The sequence below is a fragment of the Methylobacterium sp. GXS13 genome (assembly GCF_001455965.1).
In the GTDB taxonomy this organism is placed as follows: Bacteria; Pseudomonadota; Alphaproteobacteria; order Rhizobiales; family Beijerinckiaceae; genus Methylobacterium.
Window position 1 is genome coordinate 1 of sequence record NZ_LKKO01000078.1, and the last position, 17,947, is coordinate 17,947.

The window sequence follows — 17,947 nt, forward strand, 5'->3', positions numbered from 1 at the left end:
ACGTGACCATGGACGTCACGCTGATCGTGCCGGTGGCCATGGAGGAGAAGCTGCGCTTCGCCATCCGCGAGGGCGGCCGCACCGTCGGTGCCGGCGTCGTCGCCGCCATCAACGACTAAGCCAGGACGGATCGGCGCGTCGCGAGGCGCGCCGATCCGCCCGACGGCGTACCTTTCGCAGCTTGCGTCTCAGCGCGGCGCGAACATGTCCCGGTTCGGCCGGGATGCCAGGTGCCAATCTGCAGATCTGATGTGATTCCCGCCGGCCTTCGTCTTGACGGAGCGCCGGCGCTGCTTTGTCATGTCTCGACCGTGCTCCGGTGGAGACTCATATGTCCGCTGGTCTTCTTCGCCGCGCCCTGGATTTGCTGGTCCTGATCTGTGCCGGGGCCCCAATCGCGCTCGGTGGGGCGCGCGCCGATGATTTGAGCGACGGGCGATTCCGCGACGAGGTGGCGGCGCTGGTCCGGGTTCTGCAACCGGCGGCCGAGATCCGTCTGGATTCCGATCCGGGGCAGATCAATGTCGGGCCCAGGACGATCGCCCTCACAAACCTGTACCCGCGCGTTGACAGGCTCACCGGCTCGGAACGCCGACGGGCCATCGCAGAATTCATCGCCGACGTTCTGGCGCGGTCCCAGCCCGCGACGGATCCCGGGGATTTCGCGGCCATCCAATCGCGGCTGCGCGTGCAACTCGTGCCGGAAGAGATCCTTCACCAGCGCCCGGAGATTGCCCACCGTCGGTTTTCCGAGACGCTGTTCGTTGTCTACGTGCTCGATGAACCGAAGCGGTACCAATACGTGACCCGCGCGATGCTCGCGGGCTGGCATGTCGAGCCCGCCCTGGTGGAGGCGACCGCCCTCAAGAACCTCGCGGCAACCTCGAAGGATGCTCCGTTCAGCCTCGGCGTCGGGGATGACACGCCGATCTTCGCCATCGCCGATTCGGGCGACGATTACGACGCCGCGCGGCTGTTGGTGCCGGACTACCTCGATCAGATGCGCCGCGCCTTGAAGGCGGACAGCATCACCCTGGCCGCTCCGACCCGGAATGCGCTGATGGCCTGGCCCGCCGATAGCGTTGCGCGGCACGAACTGGCCGCAGAGGCAACCAAGCAGATGCGGGCCGGCCCCTACGGTCGCAGCGACGAGCTGTTCCACTTCGACCGAAACGGATTGCGTCCCTTGACCGCTGCGGAGCGCGCGGATCACGGCCGTTGACGCTGCGCAGCCGCGGGATGCCCGAAGGACCCGCCGCTCCAGTCATGATCGGGTGGGACGGACAGGCCCGCGAGGGCCGCATTTTGCTTTCTCGGGCCTGTCCATGTCGCCGAACCTCTTGCAAGCGGCGCCGCGATCGGGCATTGGGCGGGACGCTAGGAGTGTAGCTCAACTGGTCAGAGCGCCGGTCTCCAAAACCGGAGGTTGCGGGTTCGAGTCCCTCCACTCCTGCCAGATATCTCACCCACCCCCGCGCGGTCGCCCCGGTCGACAAGCCGGCGGAGTTGCGCTAGAGCGGGCGCAATCCGAGATCTGAAGCGACCGTCGGTGCGGGCCCGTCCAGGCCCTCGGCGCCGGATGTTCGCGTTCCCGGAAGCAGGCCCTGCCTCGGGCCCAGCACGCAAAAAACACTGGCGCCATGGCATCGAACGAAGCGACCAAGAAGGTGGATGTGGCGCGCGGCGCGGCTCGCGGTCCCGCGAACACGCCGCCGGCCCGTCCGGCCACGCCCGCCAAGGTGCCGCAGAAGCGCGTGACCCCGGGGGAGTTCTTCTCCCAGGTCCGCGACGAGGCTCGCAAGGTCACCTGGCCGTCCCGCCGGGAGACCACGATCACCACCATCATGGTGTTCGTGATGGTCGTGGTGACGAGCCTGTTCTTCACGGTGGTTGACCAGGCCCTGCGCTTCGTGGTCGGCCTGGTGCTCGGCCTCTAGAGCATCGTCCCGAAAGGTGGCCTCCGGCTTTCGGGAAAAGATGATGCGTTGAGGGGGGCGAATCGATCGGGGGAGACCTCGCGGACTTGTCGGAGTTGAACGGAACCGTGTCGAAGCGCTGGTACATCGTCCACGCCTACTCGAACTTCGAGAACAAGGTCGCCCAGTCCATCAAGGACCAGGCGGCTCAGCGCGGGCTGACCGAGCTGTTCGACGAGGTGATGGTCCCGACCGAGAAGGTCGTCGAGGTGCGCCGCGGCCGGAAGGTCGATGCCGAGCGCAAATTCTTCCCCGGCTACGTCCTGGTGAAGTGCGATCTGACCGACGAGGTCTACCACCTCATCAAGAACACCCCGAAGGTCACGGGCTTCCTCGGGGCCGACAAGTCGAAGCCGGTTCCGATCCCCGACGCCGAAGCAGAGCGGATCAAGGGCCAGGTCGCCGAGGGTGTCGACCGTCCGAAGCCGTCGATCGCGTTCGAGATCGGCGAGACCGTCCGGGTCGCTGACGGCCCGTTCGCGAGCTTCAACGGCACCGTCGAGGAGATCGACGAGGCTCGGTCCCGCCTGAAGGTGGCCGTGTCGATCTTCGGCCGCGCCACCCCGGTGGAGCTGGAATACGCCCAGGTCGAGAAGGCCTGAGGCTTCAAGACACGCGGCGGCCGGTTTTTCGGCGGCCGATGTTCTTCCGGCCGGCGCTGCGCGTCGGTCGCGAAGCGGCCGTCCCCGCATAGGGGGCGGTCTCACACGCGGGAGATCCGCCCGGCCTCGCCTCCGGGACCCACGGATCGCACCGCGACCTGCAATCGTCCGATCCGCCCGCGCTTAGGCAGCCCGGCGGCGGACGCAGTTTTGGGAGTTGTCCCATGGCGAAGAAGATCACGGGCTACGTGAAGCTTCAGGTCCCGGCCGGCGCGGCGAACCCGTCGCCCCCGATCGGCCCCGCGCTCGGTCAGCGCGGCCTCAACATCATGGAATTCTGCAAGGCCTTCAACGCGAAGACCGCGCAGATGGAGAAGGGCACCCCGATCCCGGTGATCATCACCGCGTATCAGGACCGCTCTTTCACCTTCGAGATGAAGCAGCCGCCGGTCACCTTCTTCCTGAAGAAGGCGGTCGGTCTGAAGATCGGCAAGAAGCCGGCTTCCGGCTCGAAGACCCCCGGTAAGGGCCCGTCCGTCGGCAAGATCTCCGAGGCGCAGCTGCGCGAGATCGCCGAGAAGAAGATGCCCGACCTCAATTGCGACTCGGTCGAAGCGGCCGTCGCCATGATCCGCGGCTCTGCCCGGGCCATGGGCCTCGAAATCACGGCCTGAGGGAGGACATCATGGCACGCGAAGGAAAGCGCATCCGCGCCGCCCGCGAGGGCATCGAGGTGACCAAGCTCTACCCGCTCGATGAGGCGATCAAGCTGGTCAAGGAGCGGGCGACCGCGAAGTTCGACGAGACCATTGAGGTCTCGATGAACCTCGGCGTCGATCCGCGTCACGCCGACCAGATGGTCCGCGGCGTCTGCAACCTGCCGAACGGCTCCGGCCGGACGGTCCGCGTGGCGGTCTTCGCCCGCGGCGCCAAGGCGGACGACGCCAAGGCGGCGGGTGCCGACATCGTCGGCGCCGAGGATCTCCTGGAGATCGTCCAGAGCGGCAAGATCGAGTTCGATCGCTGCATCGCCACCCCGGACATGATGCCGCTGGTCGGCCGTCTCGGTAAGGTGCTGGGCCCGCGCGGCCTGATGCCGAACCCGAAGGTCGGCACCGTCACCATGGACGTGAAGAGCGCCGTGGCCGGCGCCAAGGGCGGCTCGGTGGAGTTCCGCGTCGAGAAGGCCGGCATCGTCCATGCCGGCGTCGGCAAGGTCTCGTTCGACGCTGACAAGCTCGTCGAAAACATCAAGGCGTTTGCCGATGCGGTCGCCAAGGCGAAGCCGGCGGGCGCCAAGGGCACCTACGTCCAGCGCATCGCCGTCACCTCGACGATGGGCCCGGGCGTGAAGGTCGAGCCGAGCACGGTTCTGACCGCCTGAGCTGCGGCTCACCGCACCTACGAAGCGCCCGGCCGGAAACGGCCGGGCGTTTTGCGTTGGAGGCCCGGAGCAAAAACCCTTTGCGGATAAGACGCTGCCTTTTCCTGGACGCCTGGAACGACAGTGGAAGGTGATCCGGGATCCAGCTAAAAAATGTGCCGCGTAGCGGCTCAATTGAAGTGCAACGCTGTTGCGAAGGACGCTTCGCGCCGTCTTATGCTGGGTCCCGGGTCGCATTCCGCTCCCGCTCCATGCGCCCGGGAAAGGCGTCGTCGAATCGGAGACGCTTCGTCATATCTGCCTCTGTTTCGGGAGGTGGATGATGGAGCGCCGGTCCCACGTCTACATGCTCGCCAGTCGACGGAACGGAACGCTCTACACCGGCTCGACCATCGACCTCGCACGACGCATCTATGAGCATCGCACCGGTGCGATGCCGGGGTTCACCCGGGACTACGGCGTGACGATGCTGGTCTGGTACGAAGAATATCCGCGCATCAACGATGCCCGCATCCGGGAGTATGCGATCAAGCGCTGGCGCCGTGCGTGGAAGCTCGCGCTGATCGAGGCGTTCAACCCGGCCCGGCGCGATCTATACGAGGAGCTCGGGTTTTGAGCCGCTGCGCGGCGAATTCTGTGCTGGGCCCCGGATCAGGTTCCGCTTCGCTGCACCTGTCCGGGAAAGGGGCAGGGGCCAAGCAACCGGGACGCTCTTTCCCGGGCGCATGCAGCGTCAGCGGAATGCGAGCCGGGACCCAGCATATGAAGCGCCGCGTAGCGGCTCTTTAGCACCGCCCTTCACGTCATTCTCAACCGTAAAGGGGGGCGCCATTCGCGACGGCTGTGCTAGATAGGCCTCCATGCGCAGCACTGTCTCCGTCACGACCCGCCGACGCATCTTGTGCGTCTTCCCCGCCTACACGCCGTCATTCGGCACGTTCTCGCACGCCTACCCCCTTATGGGGGGCGTCAAGGCGTTCATGCCCCCGCAGGGCCTCCTGGTGATCGCGGCCTATATGCCCGAGAGCTGGGAGTACCGCTTCATCGACGAGAACATCCGGCGCGCCTCCGCCCAGGATTTCGCCTGGGCCGACGCCGTGTTCGTCTCCGGGATGCATATCCAGGAGGGCCAGATCCACGATATCGGCCGGCGCGCCCATGCGGCCGGCAAGGTCGCGGCCCTGGGCGGCCCCTCGGTATCCGGGGCGCGGGAAAAGTACCCGGATTTCGATTATCTCCATGTCGGCGAGATCGGCGATGCCACCGACCGGCTGATCGAGCGTCTCGATGCCGACGTCGCCCGGCCGACCCAGCAGGTGGTGTTCGAGACCGAGGAGCGCCTGGCACTCTCCGACTTTCCGGCCCCGGCCTACGAGGCGGCCCCGCTCAAGCGCTACCTGATCGGCTCGTTGCAATTCTCCTCGGGCTGCCCGTATCGCTGCGAGTTCTGCGACATTCCGCAGCTCTACGGCCGTCAGCCCCGGCTGAAGAGCCCCGAGCAGATGTGCGCCGAGCTCGACGCGATCATCAGCCAGCCCGGGCATCCGGCGGTGGTCTACTTCGTCGACGACAACTTCATCGCCAATCGCAAGGCGACCCGCGAGATGCTGCCCCATCTCGTGGCGTGGCAGAAGAAGAACGACTACCCGCTGCAATTCGCCTGCGAGGCGACCCTCAACATGGCTAAGCAGCCCGAGATCCTCGAGCTGATGCGCCAGGCCAATTTCATGACCGTGTTCGTCGGCATCGAGACGCCGGAGGCGGACGCGCTCAAGGGCATCGACAAGACCCACAACGCCGCCGTGCCGATGTACGAGGCGATCGAGACGCTCAATTCCTATGGGCTCGAGGTCACCTCGGGCATCATCCTCGGGCTCGATACCGACAGCGACAAGTCCGAGCAGAACCTGATCGACTTCATCGACAAGTCGGCGATCCCGGTCCTGACCATCAACCTGCTCCAGGCCCTGCCCAAGACCCCGCTGTGGGACCGGCTGGAACGCGAGGGGCGGCTGGTCCACGACGCGGCGCTGGAATCGAACGTCCTGTTCAAGCGCCCGCACGACACCGTGGTGTCGAGCTGGCGCCGGGCGATCGCCCATGCCTACGAGCCGGAGCAGCTGTTCGCCCGGTTCAAGCACCAGTGTGAGACCACCTATCCGAACCGGATCGTGACGCCGACGAAGGGCAAGCTCACCTTCACGAACCTGCGCCGCGGCCTGATCCTCGGCTTCAACATCATCACGCGGGTCGGGCTGCTCTCGGATTACCGCAGGCCATTCTGGAGCGCGGCGGGCTATGCCCTGAAGCGCGGGCAGATCGAGGCGGTGTTCAACATGGGCTTCGTCGCCCACCACCTGATCCGCTTCACCCGCGAAGCGCTGCGGGGCGAGCACAACGCCTCGTTCTACGCCGCCAAGGCCGCCGAGGCCGAGGATGCGCGGCGCCGTTCGTGGTGGGAGATCGCCCGGCGCAAGCTGGTGCCGGAGCGCGAGGCGGCCTAGTCTGTCGTCAGATGCCTCGGCAGCCTGGAAGCCGCGTTATGGCCGATATCGACCTGAGTCCGGATCTCGACCGCTTCGTGCGGACTCAGGTTGCGGCCGGTCGTTTTCGTGATGCGGCCGAGGTCGTAACGGCGGGGTTGCGGCTCCTTGAGGATCGGCTCTCCGTCGAGGCTTTCAAGCACCGCGATGCTGTCCTGACCTCGATTCTCGCTGCCTTCGACGATCCGCAGCCTGGCGTTCCTGCACAGGTGGTCTTCGATCGGCTGGAGGATCGGCACGCCCGCCGGGTCGCGGCTGGTGGCAAAGCTTGAGGTCGCGCTTCAGGCGCAAGCCATCGCGGATCTCGAAGCGCTCTATGATCATATAGCCCAAGACAGCCCGGACCGCGCGATCGCCTTCATCCGGCGGATCCGCGAACGCTGTGAGCGCCTGTCCGAAATGCCGCGGGCCGGACGGACTCGCGACGATCTGCGGATCGGGCTTCGACTCGTGGCTTTCGAGCGTCGGGTCGTGATCGCCTATGCGTTGCGCGAAGACCGTCTCGACATCCTGCGTGTCCTGTATCGTGGACGAGACGTCGAAGCGCTGCTCAGTGAGGCTGAAGGGGACCCGTGAGGGAGACATGCGTCCCAGGCCGATCTCCCGCGCCCGCCCTTGCCTGCGGCGGAAAAGTCGCGCTTCGGCCCTTGGCAGGCGGCTTGCTAGCCTCTATACACCGCGCCTTACGCATTCATCCTCACGGAAGGAGACGGCCAATCGGCCGGTTTCCGCATGAAATGTCGCCCGGGCAACCGGGTGGCAATGGCCGGCAGGATCCTGAGGGCGACGAGCCCCGCGGAGCCGTGTCCGGCCATGTCCTGTCCGAGACTGCAGGTGCCGGTTCGCCGGCTTAATCCACGACCAGCCTGCACAGACGGGGAAGACCGAACTTAGGAAAAGCCTCGCCGCGGCAAACGCCGTGGAGGGGTGTCGGTTTGAACCAACTCACCCGAAGCGGCCCCCCGGGGCACGTGCGGGGACAGGGCCGCGAAGCGTCGTTCGGACGTTCCCGGTCTCTTGAAGGCCGAGACAACGTCCGGGCGGCATGTGCAACCGGCGGACCCAAGATCGGGTTCCGCCAACCGGAGAGAGCCCAGTGGACCGGACAGCAAAAGCTGACCTCGTCTCGACGCTCAACGGCGTGTTCAATCAGAGCGCCGTCGTCGTCGTGGCCCACTACAAGGGCCTCACGGTCGCCGATATGCAGAAGCTGCGTTCGCAGATGAAGCAGGCCGGCGCCACCGTGAAGGTCGCCAAGAACAGCCTCGCCGGCATCGCACTCGATGGTACGGACGTCGCCTCCATCAAGCCGCTCCTGAAGGGCCCGACCCTGCTCGCCTATTCCGGCGACCCGGTTGCCGCCGCCAAGGTCGCGGTCGATTTCGCCAAGACGAACGACAAGCTCGTGATTCTCGGCGGCGCGATGGGGACGACAACCCTGAACCCGGACGGCGTGAAGGCCCTCGCCTCGCTCCCGTCCCTCGACGAACTGCGCGCCAAGATCGTGGGCCTCGTACAGGCGCCCGCGACCAAGATCGCCCAGGTCGTCAATGCGCCGGCGGCCAAGCTCGCCCGCGTGTTCGGGGCCTATGCCACCAAGGACGAGGCCGCCTGAGGGCCTTCAAAAACCATTCGTTCGAACCGATATCTGAGAGGAATAGAAAATGGCTGATCTTGCCAAGCTCGTCGACGACCTGTCCTCGCTGACCGTTCTCGAGGCCGCCGACCTGGCCAAGATGCTCGAAGAGAAGTGGGGCGTCTCGGCTGCTGCCGCCGTCGCCGTCGCCGCTGGCCCGGCCGCTGGTGGCGGTGCCGCCGCCGTCGAGGAGCAGACCGAGTTCACCGTCGTGCTGGCTGCCGCCGGCGACAAGAAGATCGAGGTCATCAAGGAAGTCCGCGCCATCACCGGCCTGGGCCTTAAGGAAGCCAAGGACCTCGTCGAAGGCGCTCCGAAGCCGGTCAAGGAGAGCGTCACCAAGGACGAGGCTGAGAAGCTCAAGGCCCAGCTCGAGAAGGCTGGCGCCAAGGTCGAGCTCAAGTAAGTCGACGATGGGCCGGTTCCGGCCCATCACCCCACGGAGGCCCGCTGCGGGCCTGTCGTGACTGGAGCCCGCGGGTGCAGCACCCGCGGGCTTTAGGCCGCTTCGGCGGAGGGCCCTGAAACGGGCCAGAGAGATTTCGGTGGGGGGGGGGGGTCCGGCGGGGCGCGCGTCACAGTCCGGCGCGGGAGGTCCCTTTCGGGAACGCTTCCCCGGGCGCGAGGCACGCGGGATGGAGCGAGTTCACATGGCCAACACGCTGGTCGGTCGCAAGCGCATTCGGAAGTTCTTCGGCAAGATCAAGGAAGTCGCCGAGATGCCGAACCTCATCGAGGTTCAAAAGGCATCCTACGATCAGTTCCTCATGGTCGACGAGCCGGAGGGCGGCCGCGGCGATGAAGGCCTCCAGAGCGTGTTCAAGTCGGTGTTCCCGATCTCGGACTTCGCCTCGACGGCCCTGCTCGAATTCGTGCGCTACACCTTCGAGCAGCCGAAATACGACGTCGACGAGTGTCGCCAGCGCGGCATCACCTTCGCGGCCCCGCTGAAGGTGACGCTGCGGCTGATCGTGTTCGATGTCGATCCGGACACCCAGGCCAAGTCGGTCAAGGACATCAAGGAGCAGGACGTCTACATGGGCGACATGCCCCTGATGACGGAGAACGGCACCTTCATCGTCAACGGCACCGAGCGCGTCATCGTCTCGCAGATGCACCGCTCGCCGGGCGTGTTCTTCGACCACGACAAGGGCAAGACCCACTCCTCGGGCAAGCTCCTGTTCGCCGCCCGCATCATCCCGTATCGCGGCTCCTGGCTCGACGTCGAGTTCGACGCTAAGGACATCGTCCACGTCCGCATCGACCGCAAGCGCAAGCTGCCGGCGACGTCGCTGCTCTATGCGCTGGGCCTCGACGGCGAGGAGATCCTGTCGACCTTCTACAACCGCGTGGTCTACGACCGCGACGGCGCCGAGTGGCGCGTGCCGTTCGACCCCGAGCGCATGAAGGGCATGAAGGCGACCGTCGACCTGATCGACGCCGATTCCGGCGAGGTCGTGCTCGAGGCCGGCAAGAAGCTCAACGCCCGCAACGCCCGTCAGATCACCGACAAGGGCACCAAGTACCTCAAGGCCACCGACGAGGATCTGGTCGGCCAGTACATCGCCGAGGACCTGGTCAACACCGAGACCGGCGAGATCTGGGCCGAGGCCGGCGAGGAGATCTCCGAGAAGCTCCTGAAGAGCCTGGAGGAGATCGGCATCTCCGAGCTTCCGGTGCTCGACATCGACCACGTCAACGTCGGCCCCTACATCCGCAACACGCTGGCGGTGGACAAGAATTCCAATCGCGAAGGCGCGCTGTTCGACATCTATCGGGTCATGCGTCCCGGCGAGCCGCCGACGCTCGACACCGCGGAGGCGATGTTCCACTCGCTGTTCTTCGATTCCGAGCGCTACGACCTCTCGGCGGTCGGCCGCGTGAAGATGAACATGCGTCTCGACCTCGACGCCGCCGACACGGTCCGCACCCTCCGCAAGGAGGACATGCTGGCGGTGGTCAAGGCGCTGGTCGAGCTGCGTGACGGCAAGGGCGAGATCGACGACATCGATCACCTCGGCAACCGCCGGGTGCGTTCGGTCGGCGAGCTGATGGAGAACCAGTACCGCCTCGGCCTGCTCCGCATGGAGCGCGCGATCCGCGAGCGCATGAGCCAGGTCGATATCGACACGGTGATGCCGCAGGACCTGATCAACGCCAAGCCGGCGGCGGCAGCGGTGCGCGAGTTCTTCGGCTCGTCGCAGCTCTCGCAGTTCATGGACCAGACCAACCCGCTCTCCGAGGTCACGCACAAGCGCCGCCTCTCGGCGCTCGGCCCGGGCGGTCTGACCCGCGAGCGCGCCGGGTTCGAGGTGCGCGACGTGCACCCGACCCATTACGGCCGCATCTGCCCGATCGAGACGCCGGAAGGCCCGAACATCGGCCTGATCAACTCGCTGGCGACCTTCGCCCGGGTGAACAAGTACGGCTTCATCGAGACCCCGTTCCGCCGCGTCCGCGACGGCGTGGTCACCAATGAGGTCGCCTACCTCTCGGCCATGGAGGAGGCGAAGTACTACGTCGCCCAGGCCAACGCCCAGATGGACGAGAACAAGAAGCTGACGGAAGACCTCGTGGTCTGCCGCCGGGCCGGCGACGTGATCGTCGTGGGCCCCGAGCGCGTCGACCTCATGGACGTCTCGCCCAAGCAGCTCGTCTCGGTCGCCGCGGCGCTGATCCCGTTCCTCGAGAACGACGACGCCAACCGCGCCCTTATGGGCTCGAACATGCAGCGGCAGGCCGTGCCGGCGGTGCGGGCCGACGCGCCGTTCGTCGGCACCGGCATGGAGGCCGTGGTCGCCCGCGATTCAGGCGCGGCCATCGCGGCGCGCCGCTCCGGCATCGTCGATCAGGTGGACGCCACCCGTATCGTCATCCGGGCCACCGAGGAGGCCGACGCCACCAAGCCGGGCGTCGACATCTACCGCCTGCAGAAGTTCCAGCGCTCCAACCAGTCGACCTGCATCACCCAGAAGCCGCTGGTCCGCGTCGGCGAGCCGGTGAAGAAGGGCGAGATCATCGCCGACGGTCCGTCGACGGAATTCGGCGAGCTGGCGCTCGGCCGGAACGTGCTCGTCGCGTTCATGCCGTGGAACGGCTACAACTTCGAAGATTCGATCCTGCTCTCCGAGCGGATCGTGAAGGATGACGTGTTCACCTCGATCCACATCGAGGAGTTCGAGGTGATGGCCCGCGACACCAAGCTCGGGCCGGAGGAAATCACCCGCGACATCCCGAACGTCTCCGAGGAAGCGCTCAAGAACCTCGACGAGGCCGGCATCGTCTATATCGGTGCCGAGGTGAATGCCGGCGACATCCTGGTCGGCAAGATCACCCCGAAGGGCGAGAGCCCGATGACGCCGGAGGAGAAGCTCCTGCGCGCCATCTTCGGCGAGAAGGCCTCGGACGTGCGCGACACCTCCCTCCGGGTGCCGCCGGGCGTCACCGGCACGATCGTCGAGGTGCGGGTGTTCAACCGGCACGGCGTCGACAAGGACGAGCGCGCTCAGGCGATCGAGCGCGAGGAGATCGAGCGGCTCGCCAAGGACCGCGACGACGAGCAGGCGATCCTGGACCGCAACACCTACGCCCGCCTGGCGGACGTGCTGATCGGCCAGGCGCCGGTGGCCGGCCCGAAGGGCTTCAAGAAGGACACCACGCTCACCCGTGAGCTGATCAACGACTACCCGCGCTCGCAATGGTGGCAGTTCGCCGTCATCGAAGACCGTCTCATGACCGAGATGGAGGCGATGCAGAAGCAGTACGACGAGTCGAAGAAGCGCCTTGAGCAGCGCTTCCTCGACAAGGTCGAGAAGCTGCAGCGCGGCGACGAGCTGCCCCCCGGCGTCATGAAGATGGTCAAGGTCTTCGTGGCGGTGAAGCGCAAGATCCAGCCGGGCGACAAGATGGCCGGCCGTCACGGCAACAAGGGTGTCGTGTCGCGGATCGTGCCGATCGAGGACATGCCGTTCCTGGAAGACGGGACCCATGCCGACATCGTGCTGAACCCGCTGGGCGTGCCCTCGCGCATGAACGTCGGCCAGATCCTGGAGACCCATCTGGGCTGGGCGGCTGCGGGCCTGGGTCGCAAGGTCTCGAAGGCGGTGGATGCCTATCTGAAGTCGCACGACATCGCGCCGCTGCGTCAGGAGATGGAGGCGATCTACTCGCCGGGCGAGCTCGACGGCCTGACCGACGAGGAGCTGGCCGAGGCCGGCAACAACGTCCGTCGCGGCGTGCCGATGGCCACCCCGGTGTTCAACGGCGCCAAGGAGGCCGACATCGAGCAGATGCTCGAAATGGCCGGTCTCGACCGCTCGGCGCAGTCGACCCTCTACGATGGCCGCTCCGGTGAGCCCTTCGACCGCAAGGTGACGATGGGCTACATCTACATGCTGAAGCTGCACCACCTGGTGGACGACAAGATCCACGCCCGGTCGATCGGCCCGTACTCGCTCGTCACCCAGCAGCCGCTGGGCGGAAAGGCGCAGTTCGGCGGTCAGCGCTTCGGCGAGATGGAGGTCTGGGCGCTGGAGGCCTACGGCGCGGCCTACACGCTGCAGGAGATGCTCACGGTGAAGTCGGACGACGTGGCCGGCCGCACCAAGGTCTACGAGGCGATCGTCCGTGGCGACGACACCTTCGAGGCCGGCATCCCCGAATCGTTCAACGTGCTCGTCAAGGAGATGCGTTCGCTCGGCCTCAACGTCGAGCTGACGTCCTCCAAGAAGGCCGCGAACGATCAGCTGGAGCCACCGGCCGACGCCGCCGAGTAGCGGAGTCGCGACAAAACACCTCCCGTGGCGGCGTCCAACCGCCACGGTCGAGCGGGGAGAGGCGGGGCCTCCAGATGACGACGGCCAGCGGCGCTCGCGCGGGGCGCGGCGCCGGATCTTTTTCAGGACACGGGGGCCCGGCGCGGGGCCACCGGCGTCAACAAGGAGCGGATCATGAACCAAGAGGTCATGAACCTTTTCAACCAGCAGGCCACACCGGTCAGCTTCGATCAGATCAAGATTTCGATCTCGTCGCCGGAGAAGATCCTCTCCTGGTCGTACGGCGAGATCAAGAAGCCGGAGACCATCAACTACCGGACCTTCAAGCCCGAGCGCGACGGCCTGTTCTGCGCGCGCATCTTCGGGCCGATCAAGGATTACGAGTGCTTGTGCGGCAAGTACAAGCGCATGAAGTACAAGGGCGTCATCTGTGAGAAGTGCGGCGTCGAGGTCACCCTCGCGCGCGTCCGGCGCGACCGCATGGGCCATATCGAGCTGGCCGCCCCGGTCGCCCACATCTGGTTCCTGAAGTCGCTGCCCTCGCGCATCGGCCTTCTGCTCGACATGGCCCTGAAGGATCTCGAGCGGATCCTGTACTTCGAGTCCTACTGCGTCATCGAGCCGGGCCTCACCCCCCTGAAGGAGCGTCAGCTCCTGTCGGAGGAGGAGTACCTGCGCGCCCAGGAGGAGTACGGCGAGGACTCGTTCACCGCCATGATCGGCGCCGAGGCCATCCGGCGCATCCTGCAGGAGCTCGACCTCGACAAGATCGCCAACGATCTGCGCGAGGAGATCGCGGTCACCACCTCCGAGCTGAAGCCGAAGAAGCTCCTGAAGCGCCTCAAGATCATCGAGGCGTTCCAGATGTCCGGCAACAAGCCGGAGTGGATGATCCTCACCGTCGTCCCGGTGATCCCGCCGGACCTGCGCCCGCTGGTCCCGCTGGATGGCGGCCGCTTCGCGACCTCCGACCTGAACGACCTGTACCGCCGCGTCATCAACCGCAACAACCGCCTGAAGCGGCTGATCGAGCTGCGCGCCCCCGACATCATCATCCGCAACGAGAAGCGGATGCTGCAGGAGGCCGTCGACGCGCTGTTCGACAACGGCCGCCGCGGCCGCGTCATCACGGGCGCCAACAAGCGTCCGCTGAAGTCGCTCGCCGACATGCTGAAGGGCAAGCAGGGCCGGTTCCGCCAGAACCTGCTCGGCAAGCGCGTGGACTATTCCGGCCGCTCGGTCATCGTGGTCGGCCCCGAGCTGAAGCTGCACCAGTGCGGCTTGCCGAAGAAGATGGCGCTCGAGCTGTTCAAGCCGTTCATCTACGCGCGGCTGGACGCCAAGGGCTTCTCGGCGACGGTGAAGCAGGCCAAGAAGCTCGTTGAGAAGGAGAAGCCGGAGGTCTGGGACATCCTCGATGAGGTGATCCGCGAGCACCCGGTGATGCTGAACCGCGCGCCGACGCTGCACCGCCTCGGCATCCAGGCCTTCGAGCCGAAGCTGATCGAGGGCAAGGCGATCCAGCTGCACCCGCTGGTCTGCGCCGCGTTCAACGCCGACTTCGACGGCGACCAGATGGCCGTGCACGTCCCGCTGTCGCTCGAGGCGCAGCTGGAAGCGCGCGTCCTGATGATGTCGACCAACAACATCCTGCACCCGGCCAACGGGCAGCCGATCATCGTGCCGTCGCAGGATATCGTTCTCGGCCTCTACTACCTGTCGATCGTGGCCGACGGTTCGAAGGGCGCGTTCAATCCGGACAACCCCAAGAACCCGATGCAGGGCGTCTTCGGCGACATGGGCGAGCTGGAGCATGCGCTCGCGGCCAAGACCGTGTCGCTCCACACCAAGATCCGGTGGCGCTGGACCGGCATCGGCCCGGACAACCAGCCCCTGACCAAGACCTACGACACGACCCCCGGCCGGGTGATCCTGTCCGGCGCGCTGCCGAAGCACGCCAAGGTTCCCTTCGACGTCGTCAACAAGCTGATGACCAAGAAGGAGATCTCGGCGATGATCGACACCGTCTACCGCCACTGCGGTCAGAAGGAGTCGGTGATCTTCTGTGACCGGATCATGGCGCTCGGCTTCAACCACGCGTTCAAGGCCGGCATCTCGTTCGGCAAGGACGACATGGTCGTGCCGGACAACAAGTGGTCGATCGTCGACACCACGCGCACGCTCGTGAAGGACTACGAGCAGCAGTACAACGACGGCCTGATCACCCAGGGCGAGAAGTACAACAAGGTCGTCGACGCCTGGGCCAAGTGCTCGGACAAGCTGGCCGCCGAGATGATGAACCGCATCTCGAGCGTCCAGAAGGACGAGAACGGCGCCGACAAGCAGGTCAACTCGATCTACATGATGAGCCACTCCGGTGCCCGTGGCTCGCCCGCCCAGATGAAGCAGCTCGCCGCCATGCGCGGCCTGATGGCCAAGCCCTCGGGCGAGATCATCGAGACGCCGATCATCTCGAACTTCAAGGAAGGTCTGGACGTGCTGGAGTACTTCAACTCCACGCACGGTGCCCGTAAGGGCCTCGCCGACACCGCCCTGAAGACCGCGAACTCCGGCTACCTGACCCGCCGCCTCGTCGACGTGGCCCAGGACGCCGTGATCCGCGAGGTGGATTGCGGCACGACCAACGGCATCAAGATGCGCGCCATCGTGGATGCCGGCCAGGTCGTGGCGACGCTGGCAACCCGTATCCTCGGCCGTGCCACCGCCGAGGATCTGGTGTCGGCCGACGGCACGGTGATCGTGAAGACCGGCGAGACCATCGAGGAGAAGCACCTGCCCGCCATCCAGGCGGCCGGGATCCAGGAGGTGAAGATCCGCTCCGTGCTGGTCTGCGCCACCCGGAGTGGCGTCTGCGCCACCTGCTACGGGCGCGATCTGGCCCGCGGCACGCCCGTCAACATGGGCGAGGCCGTCGGCGTCATCGCGGCGCAGTCGATCGGCGAGCCGGGTACCCAGCTTACGATGCGCACCTTCCACATCGGTGGCGCCGCCCAGATCGCCGACTCGTCGTTCATCGAGTCGAGCTTCGAGGGCACGATCAAGATCCGCAACCGCGCGATCGCCAAGAACACCGATGGCGACCTCATCGCCACCGGCCGGAACGTGGCGGTCGTGATCGTCGGGTCGGATGGGGTCGAGCGGGCGGTTCACCGCCTGCAATACGGCGCCAAGCTCCGGGTCGACGAGGGCGACAAGATCAAGCGCGGCCAGCGGATCGCCGAGTGGGACCCCTACACCCGTCCGATCCTCACCGAGGTCGACGGCATCGTGGCCTACGAGGACCTGGTCGACGGCCAGTCCATGACCGAGACCACCGACGAGTCGACCGGCATCGCCAAGCGCGTGGTCGTCGACTGGCGCGGTTCGGCCCGGACCTCGGACCTCAAGCCGGCCATGGTGGTGGTCGATCGGGACGGAAAGCCCGTGAAGCTGCCGCGCGGCTCGGATGCCCGCTACTTCCTGCCCGTCGACGCCATCATCGGCTTCGATCCGGGCGGCAAGGTGCAGGCCGGCGACATCCTGGCCCGCGTCTCGACCGACTCGGCCAAGACCCGCGACATCACCGGCGGTCTGCCGCGGGTGGCGGAGCTGTTCGAGGCAAGGCGCCCGAAGGACGCGGCGATCATCGCCGAGAAGTCGGGCACCATCGCGTTCGGCCGCGACTACAAGAACAAGCGCCGGCTCACGCTGACGCCGCATGACGGCTCCGAGGCGGTGGAGTACTTGATCCCGAAGGGCAAGCACATCCACCTGCAGGACGGCGACGTGGTGGAACTCGGCGATTACATCGTCGACGGAAACCCGGCTCCGCACGACATCCTGGCGATCAAGGGCGTGGAGGAACTCGCGGCCTACCTCGTCAACGAGATCCAGGAGGTCTACCGGCTGCAGGGCGTGTCGATCAACGACAAGCACATCGAGGTGATCGTCCGGCAGATGCTGCAGAAGGTCGAAGTCACCGACGGCGGCGATTCGGACATCCTCGCGGGTGACCAGATCGACCGGACGGAGCTGACCGAGTTCAACGAGAAGCTGCTTGCGGAGGGCAAAAAGCCGATCCAGGGCGTTCCGGTTCTGCTCGGCATCACCAAGGCGTCGCTGCAGACGAAGTCGTTCATCTCGGCGGCCTCGTTCCAGGAGACGACCCGGGTGCTCACCGAGGCTGCGGTCAACGGCAAGGTCGACCATCTGGAAGGCCTCAAGGAGAACGTCATCGTCGGCTCGCTCATCCCGGCGGGCACCGGCTCGATGGTGGCCGATATCCGCGCCGTGGCGCGCCGTCGCGATGCGATGATCCTGCAGCAGAAGCAGGCCGGCAGCGCCGCGGATCCGATGGAAGGACTGCCGCCCGCCGCCGAGTGACGCTTCGTCCCCGACAGCAGGCTTTAGACGAGACGGGGCGGCCTTCAGGCCGCCCTTTTTCGTGGCCGCCGCACGAATGAGCCCGCGTGCCGAAACCGGGACGTTCGACGCGGGGCCGGCTTAACCGGGGCTCAACCATGCCGGGCGATAAATCCTCGTCGGCCGCGGAACCGCCCTGGAAACAGGGAGGATCGCACCGGCGCTGGGGCATCGCTGTGGATCTGTAGCCGTGCGTGCGAGACGAGGACGACGGGAATCGAACCTGCGCTGGCTCTCGGCCGCCATGACACCATGGCTGGCGGGGCTCGGCCTCTTGGTCTCGTTCACGGCCGATGCCGGCACCGAGAACGCCATCGGCTCGAGCCGGCTCGGGGCGATCGACGCCTTCACGGTCCCCGCCCTGCCACCCGGCACGGCGTTGATCGGATCCGCCCTGCGGCGTAGCGCCGACGAGCCGCTCCAGACGGTGCTCAAGACCGGCGCGCACGTCTTCCCGGCGGTGCAGCGGCCGGCCAAGGGCGATCCGGTCCAGCCGCCGGCTCCGAGCCTCGCCCGCCCCCCGGCCGCCCCGCGCCCGCCCGGCGCCGCCCCGGTGTTCCGCCGCGCGTCCGGCAGCGGCGGCGGCGGGCGGAGCCGCCGGCCGGCGGG

The 17,947-nt window shown here is 66.5% G+C and carries 13 protein-coding genes, 1 tRNA gene and 2 pseudogenes; all 16 read left to right on the top strand.

Translation table 11 applies throughout. From position 1 onward, the window contains the following. Nucleotides 1-119, top strand: a pseudogene (locus tag AO398_RS27810) (elongation factor Tu); the annotation flags it as partial. Nucleotides 120-364: 245 nt separating this feature from the next. Continuing rightward, nucleotides 365-1,222, top strand: coding sequence for a DUF1444 family protein (locus tag AO398_RS23890; RefSeq protein WP_160329355.1), 858 nt, complete (start codon nucleotides 365-367; stop codon nucleotides 1,220-1,222). Between the two features lie 157 nt (nucleotides 1,223-1,379). Continuing rightward, nucleotides 1,380-1,456: transfer RNA gene (locus AO398_RS23895), tRNA-Trp, on the top strand. 184 nt (nucleotides 1,457-1,640) lie between these two features. After that, a complete protein-coding gene (gene secE / locus AO398_RS23900; RefSeq protein ID WP_007566058.1) occupies nucleotides 1,641-1,937 on the top strand; it encodes a preprotein translocase subunit SecE in 297 nt (98 codons plus the stop codon). Between the two features lie 107 nt (nucleotides 1,938-2,044). Further along, nucleotides 2,045-2,578 carry a transcription termination/antitermination protein NusG gene (nusG, locus tag AO398_RS23905; protein ID WP_007566056.1) on the top strand — a complete coding sequence of 178 codons (534 nt, stop codon included), beginning with the start codon at nucleotides 2,045-2,047 and terminating at the stop codon, nucleotides 2,576-2,578. Between the two features lie 224 nt (nucleotides 2,579-2,802). Beyond that, on the top strand, nucleotides 2,803-3,252 hold the full coding sequence (rplK, locus tag AO398_RS23910; protein WP_007566054.1) for a 50S ribosomal protein L11: 450 nt from the start codon (nucleotides 2,803-2,805) through the stop codon (nucleotides 3,250-3,252). A gap of 11 nt (nucleotides 3,253-3,263) precedes the next feature. Then, nucleotides 3,264-3,962, top strand: a complete 699-nt coding sequence (rplA, locus tag AO398_RS23915) for a 50S ribosomal protein L1 (protein WP_058194670.1) — start codon at nucleotides 3,264-3,266, stop codon at nucleotides 3,960-3,962. A 322-nt stretch (nucleotides 3,963-4,284) separates the two neighbouring features. Next, a complete protein-coding gene (locus AO398_RS23920; protein WP_058194671.1) occupies nucleotides 4,285-4,578 on the top strand; it encodes a GIY-YIG nuclease family protein in 294 nt (97 codons plus the stop codon). 244 nt (nucleotides 4,579-4,822) lie between these two features. Further along, on the top strand, nucleotides 4,823-6,466 hold the full coding sequence (locus AO398_RS23925) for a DUF4070 domain-containing protein (RefSeq protein WP_058194672.1): 1,644 nt from the start codon (nucleotides 4,823-4,825) through the stop codon (nucleotides 6,464-6,466). A 38-nt stretch (nucleotides 6,467-6,504) separates the two neighbouring features. Then, nucleotides 6,505-6,777 carry a type II toxin-antitoxin system ParD family antitoxin gene (locus AO398_RS23930; protein ID WP_058194673.1) on the top strand — a complete coding sequence of 91 codons (273 nt, stop codon included), beginning with the start codon at nucleotides 6,505-6,507 and terminating at the stop codon, nucleotides 6,775-6,777. Next, nucleotides 6,764-7,081: a type II toxin-antitoxin system RelE/ParE family toxin gene (locus tag AO398_RS23935; protein ID WP_058194674.1), complete on the top strand. Its 318-nt coding sequence runs from the start codon at nucleotides 6,764-6,766 to the stop codon at nucleotides 7,079-7,081. The genes AO398_RS23930 and AO398_RS23935 overlap by 14 nt, the downstream gene beginning before the upstream one ends. A gap of 520 nt (nucleotides 7,082-7,601) precedes the next feature. Continuing rightward, nucleotides 7,602-8,120: a 50S ribosomal protein L10 gene (gene rplJ, locus AO398_RS23940; protein WP_050735285.1), complete on the top strand. Its 519-nt coding sequence runs from the start codon at nucleotides 7,602-7,604 to the stop codon at nucleotides 8,118-8,120. Nucleotides 8,121-8,169: 49 nt separating this feature from the next. Then, the gene (rplL, locus tag AO398_RS23945; RefSeq protein WP_058194675.1) at nucleotides 8,170-8,547 is read left to right on the top strand and encodes a 50S ribosomal protein L7/L12; all 378 of its coding nucleotides are present in this window, start codon (nucleotides 8,170-8,172) and stop codon (nucleotides 8,545-8,547) included. Nucleotides 8,548-8,791: 244 nt separating this feature from the next. After that, complete coding sequence (gene rpoB / locus AO398_RS23950; RefSeq protein ID WP_058194676.1) at nucleotides 8,792-12,916, top strand: DNA-directed RNA polymerase subunit beta; 4,125 nt, start codon at nucleotides 8,792-8,794, stop codon at nucleotides 12,914-12,916. A gap of 174 nt (nucleotides 12,917-13,090) precedes the next feature. Next, on the top strand, nucleotides 13,091-17,299 hold the full coding sequence (gene rpoC / locus AO398_RS23955) for a DNA-directed RNA polymerase subunit beta' (RefSeq protein ID WP_058194677.1): 4,209 nt from the start codon (nucleotides 13,091-13,093) through the stop codon (nucleotides 17,297-17,299). Nucleotides 17,300-17,528: 229 nt separating this feature from the next. Continuing rightward, a pseudogene (locus AO398_RS29545) lies at nucleotides 17,529-17,947 on the top strand (cell wall hydrolase); the annotation flags it as partial.

Excerpts from the sequence above, each read along its gene's own strand:
- secE (WP_007566058.1), top strand. The coding sequence starts at position 1,641 with ATGGCATCGAACGAAGCGACCAAGAAGGTGGATGTGGCGCGCGGCGCG.
- rplK (WP_007566054.1), top strand. The coding sequence starts at position 2,803 with ATGGCGAAGAAGATCACGGGCTACGTGAAGCTTCAGGTCCCGGCCGGC.
- rplA (WP_058194670.1), top strand. The coding sequence starts at position 3,264 with ATGGCACGCGAAGGAAAGCGCATCCGCGCCGCCCGCGAGGGCATCGAG.
- AO398_RS23920 (WP_058194671.1), top strand. The coding sequence starts at position 4,285 with ATGGAGCGCCGGTCCCACGTCTACATGCTCGCCAGTCGACGGAACGGA.
- AO398_RS23925 (WP_058194672.1), top strand. The coding sequence starts at position 4,823 with ATGCGCAGCACTGTCTCCGTCACGACCCGCCGACGCATCTTGTGCGTC.
- AO398_RS23930 (WP_058194673.1), top strand. The coding sequence starts at position 6,505 with ATGGCCGATATCGACCTGAGTCCGGATCTCGACCGCTTCGTGCGGACT.
- rplL (WP_058194675.1), top strand. The coding sequence starts at position 8,170 with ATGGCTGATCTTGCCAAGCTCGTCGACGACCTGTCCTCGCTGACCGTT.
- rpoB (WP_058194676.1), top strand. The coding sequence starts at position 8,792 with ATGGCCAACACGCTGGTCGGTCGCAAGCGCATTCGGAAGTTCTTCGGC.
- rpoC (WP_058194677.1), top strand. The coding sequence starts at position 13,091 with ATGAACCAAGAGGTCATGAACCTTTTCAACCAGCAGGCCACACCGGTC.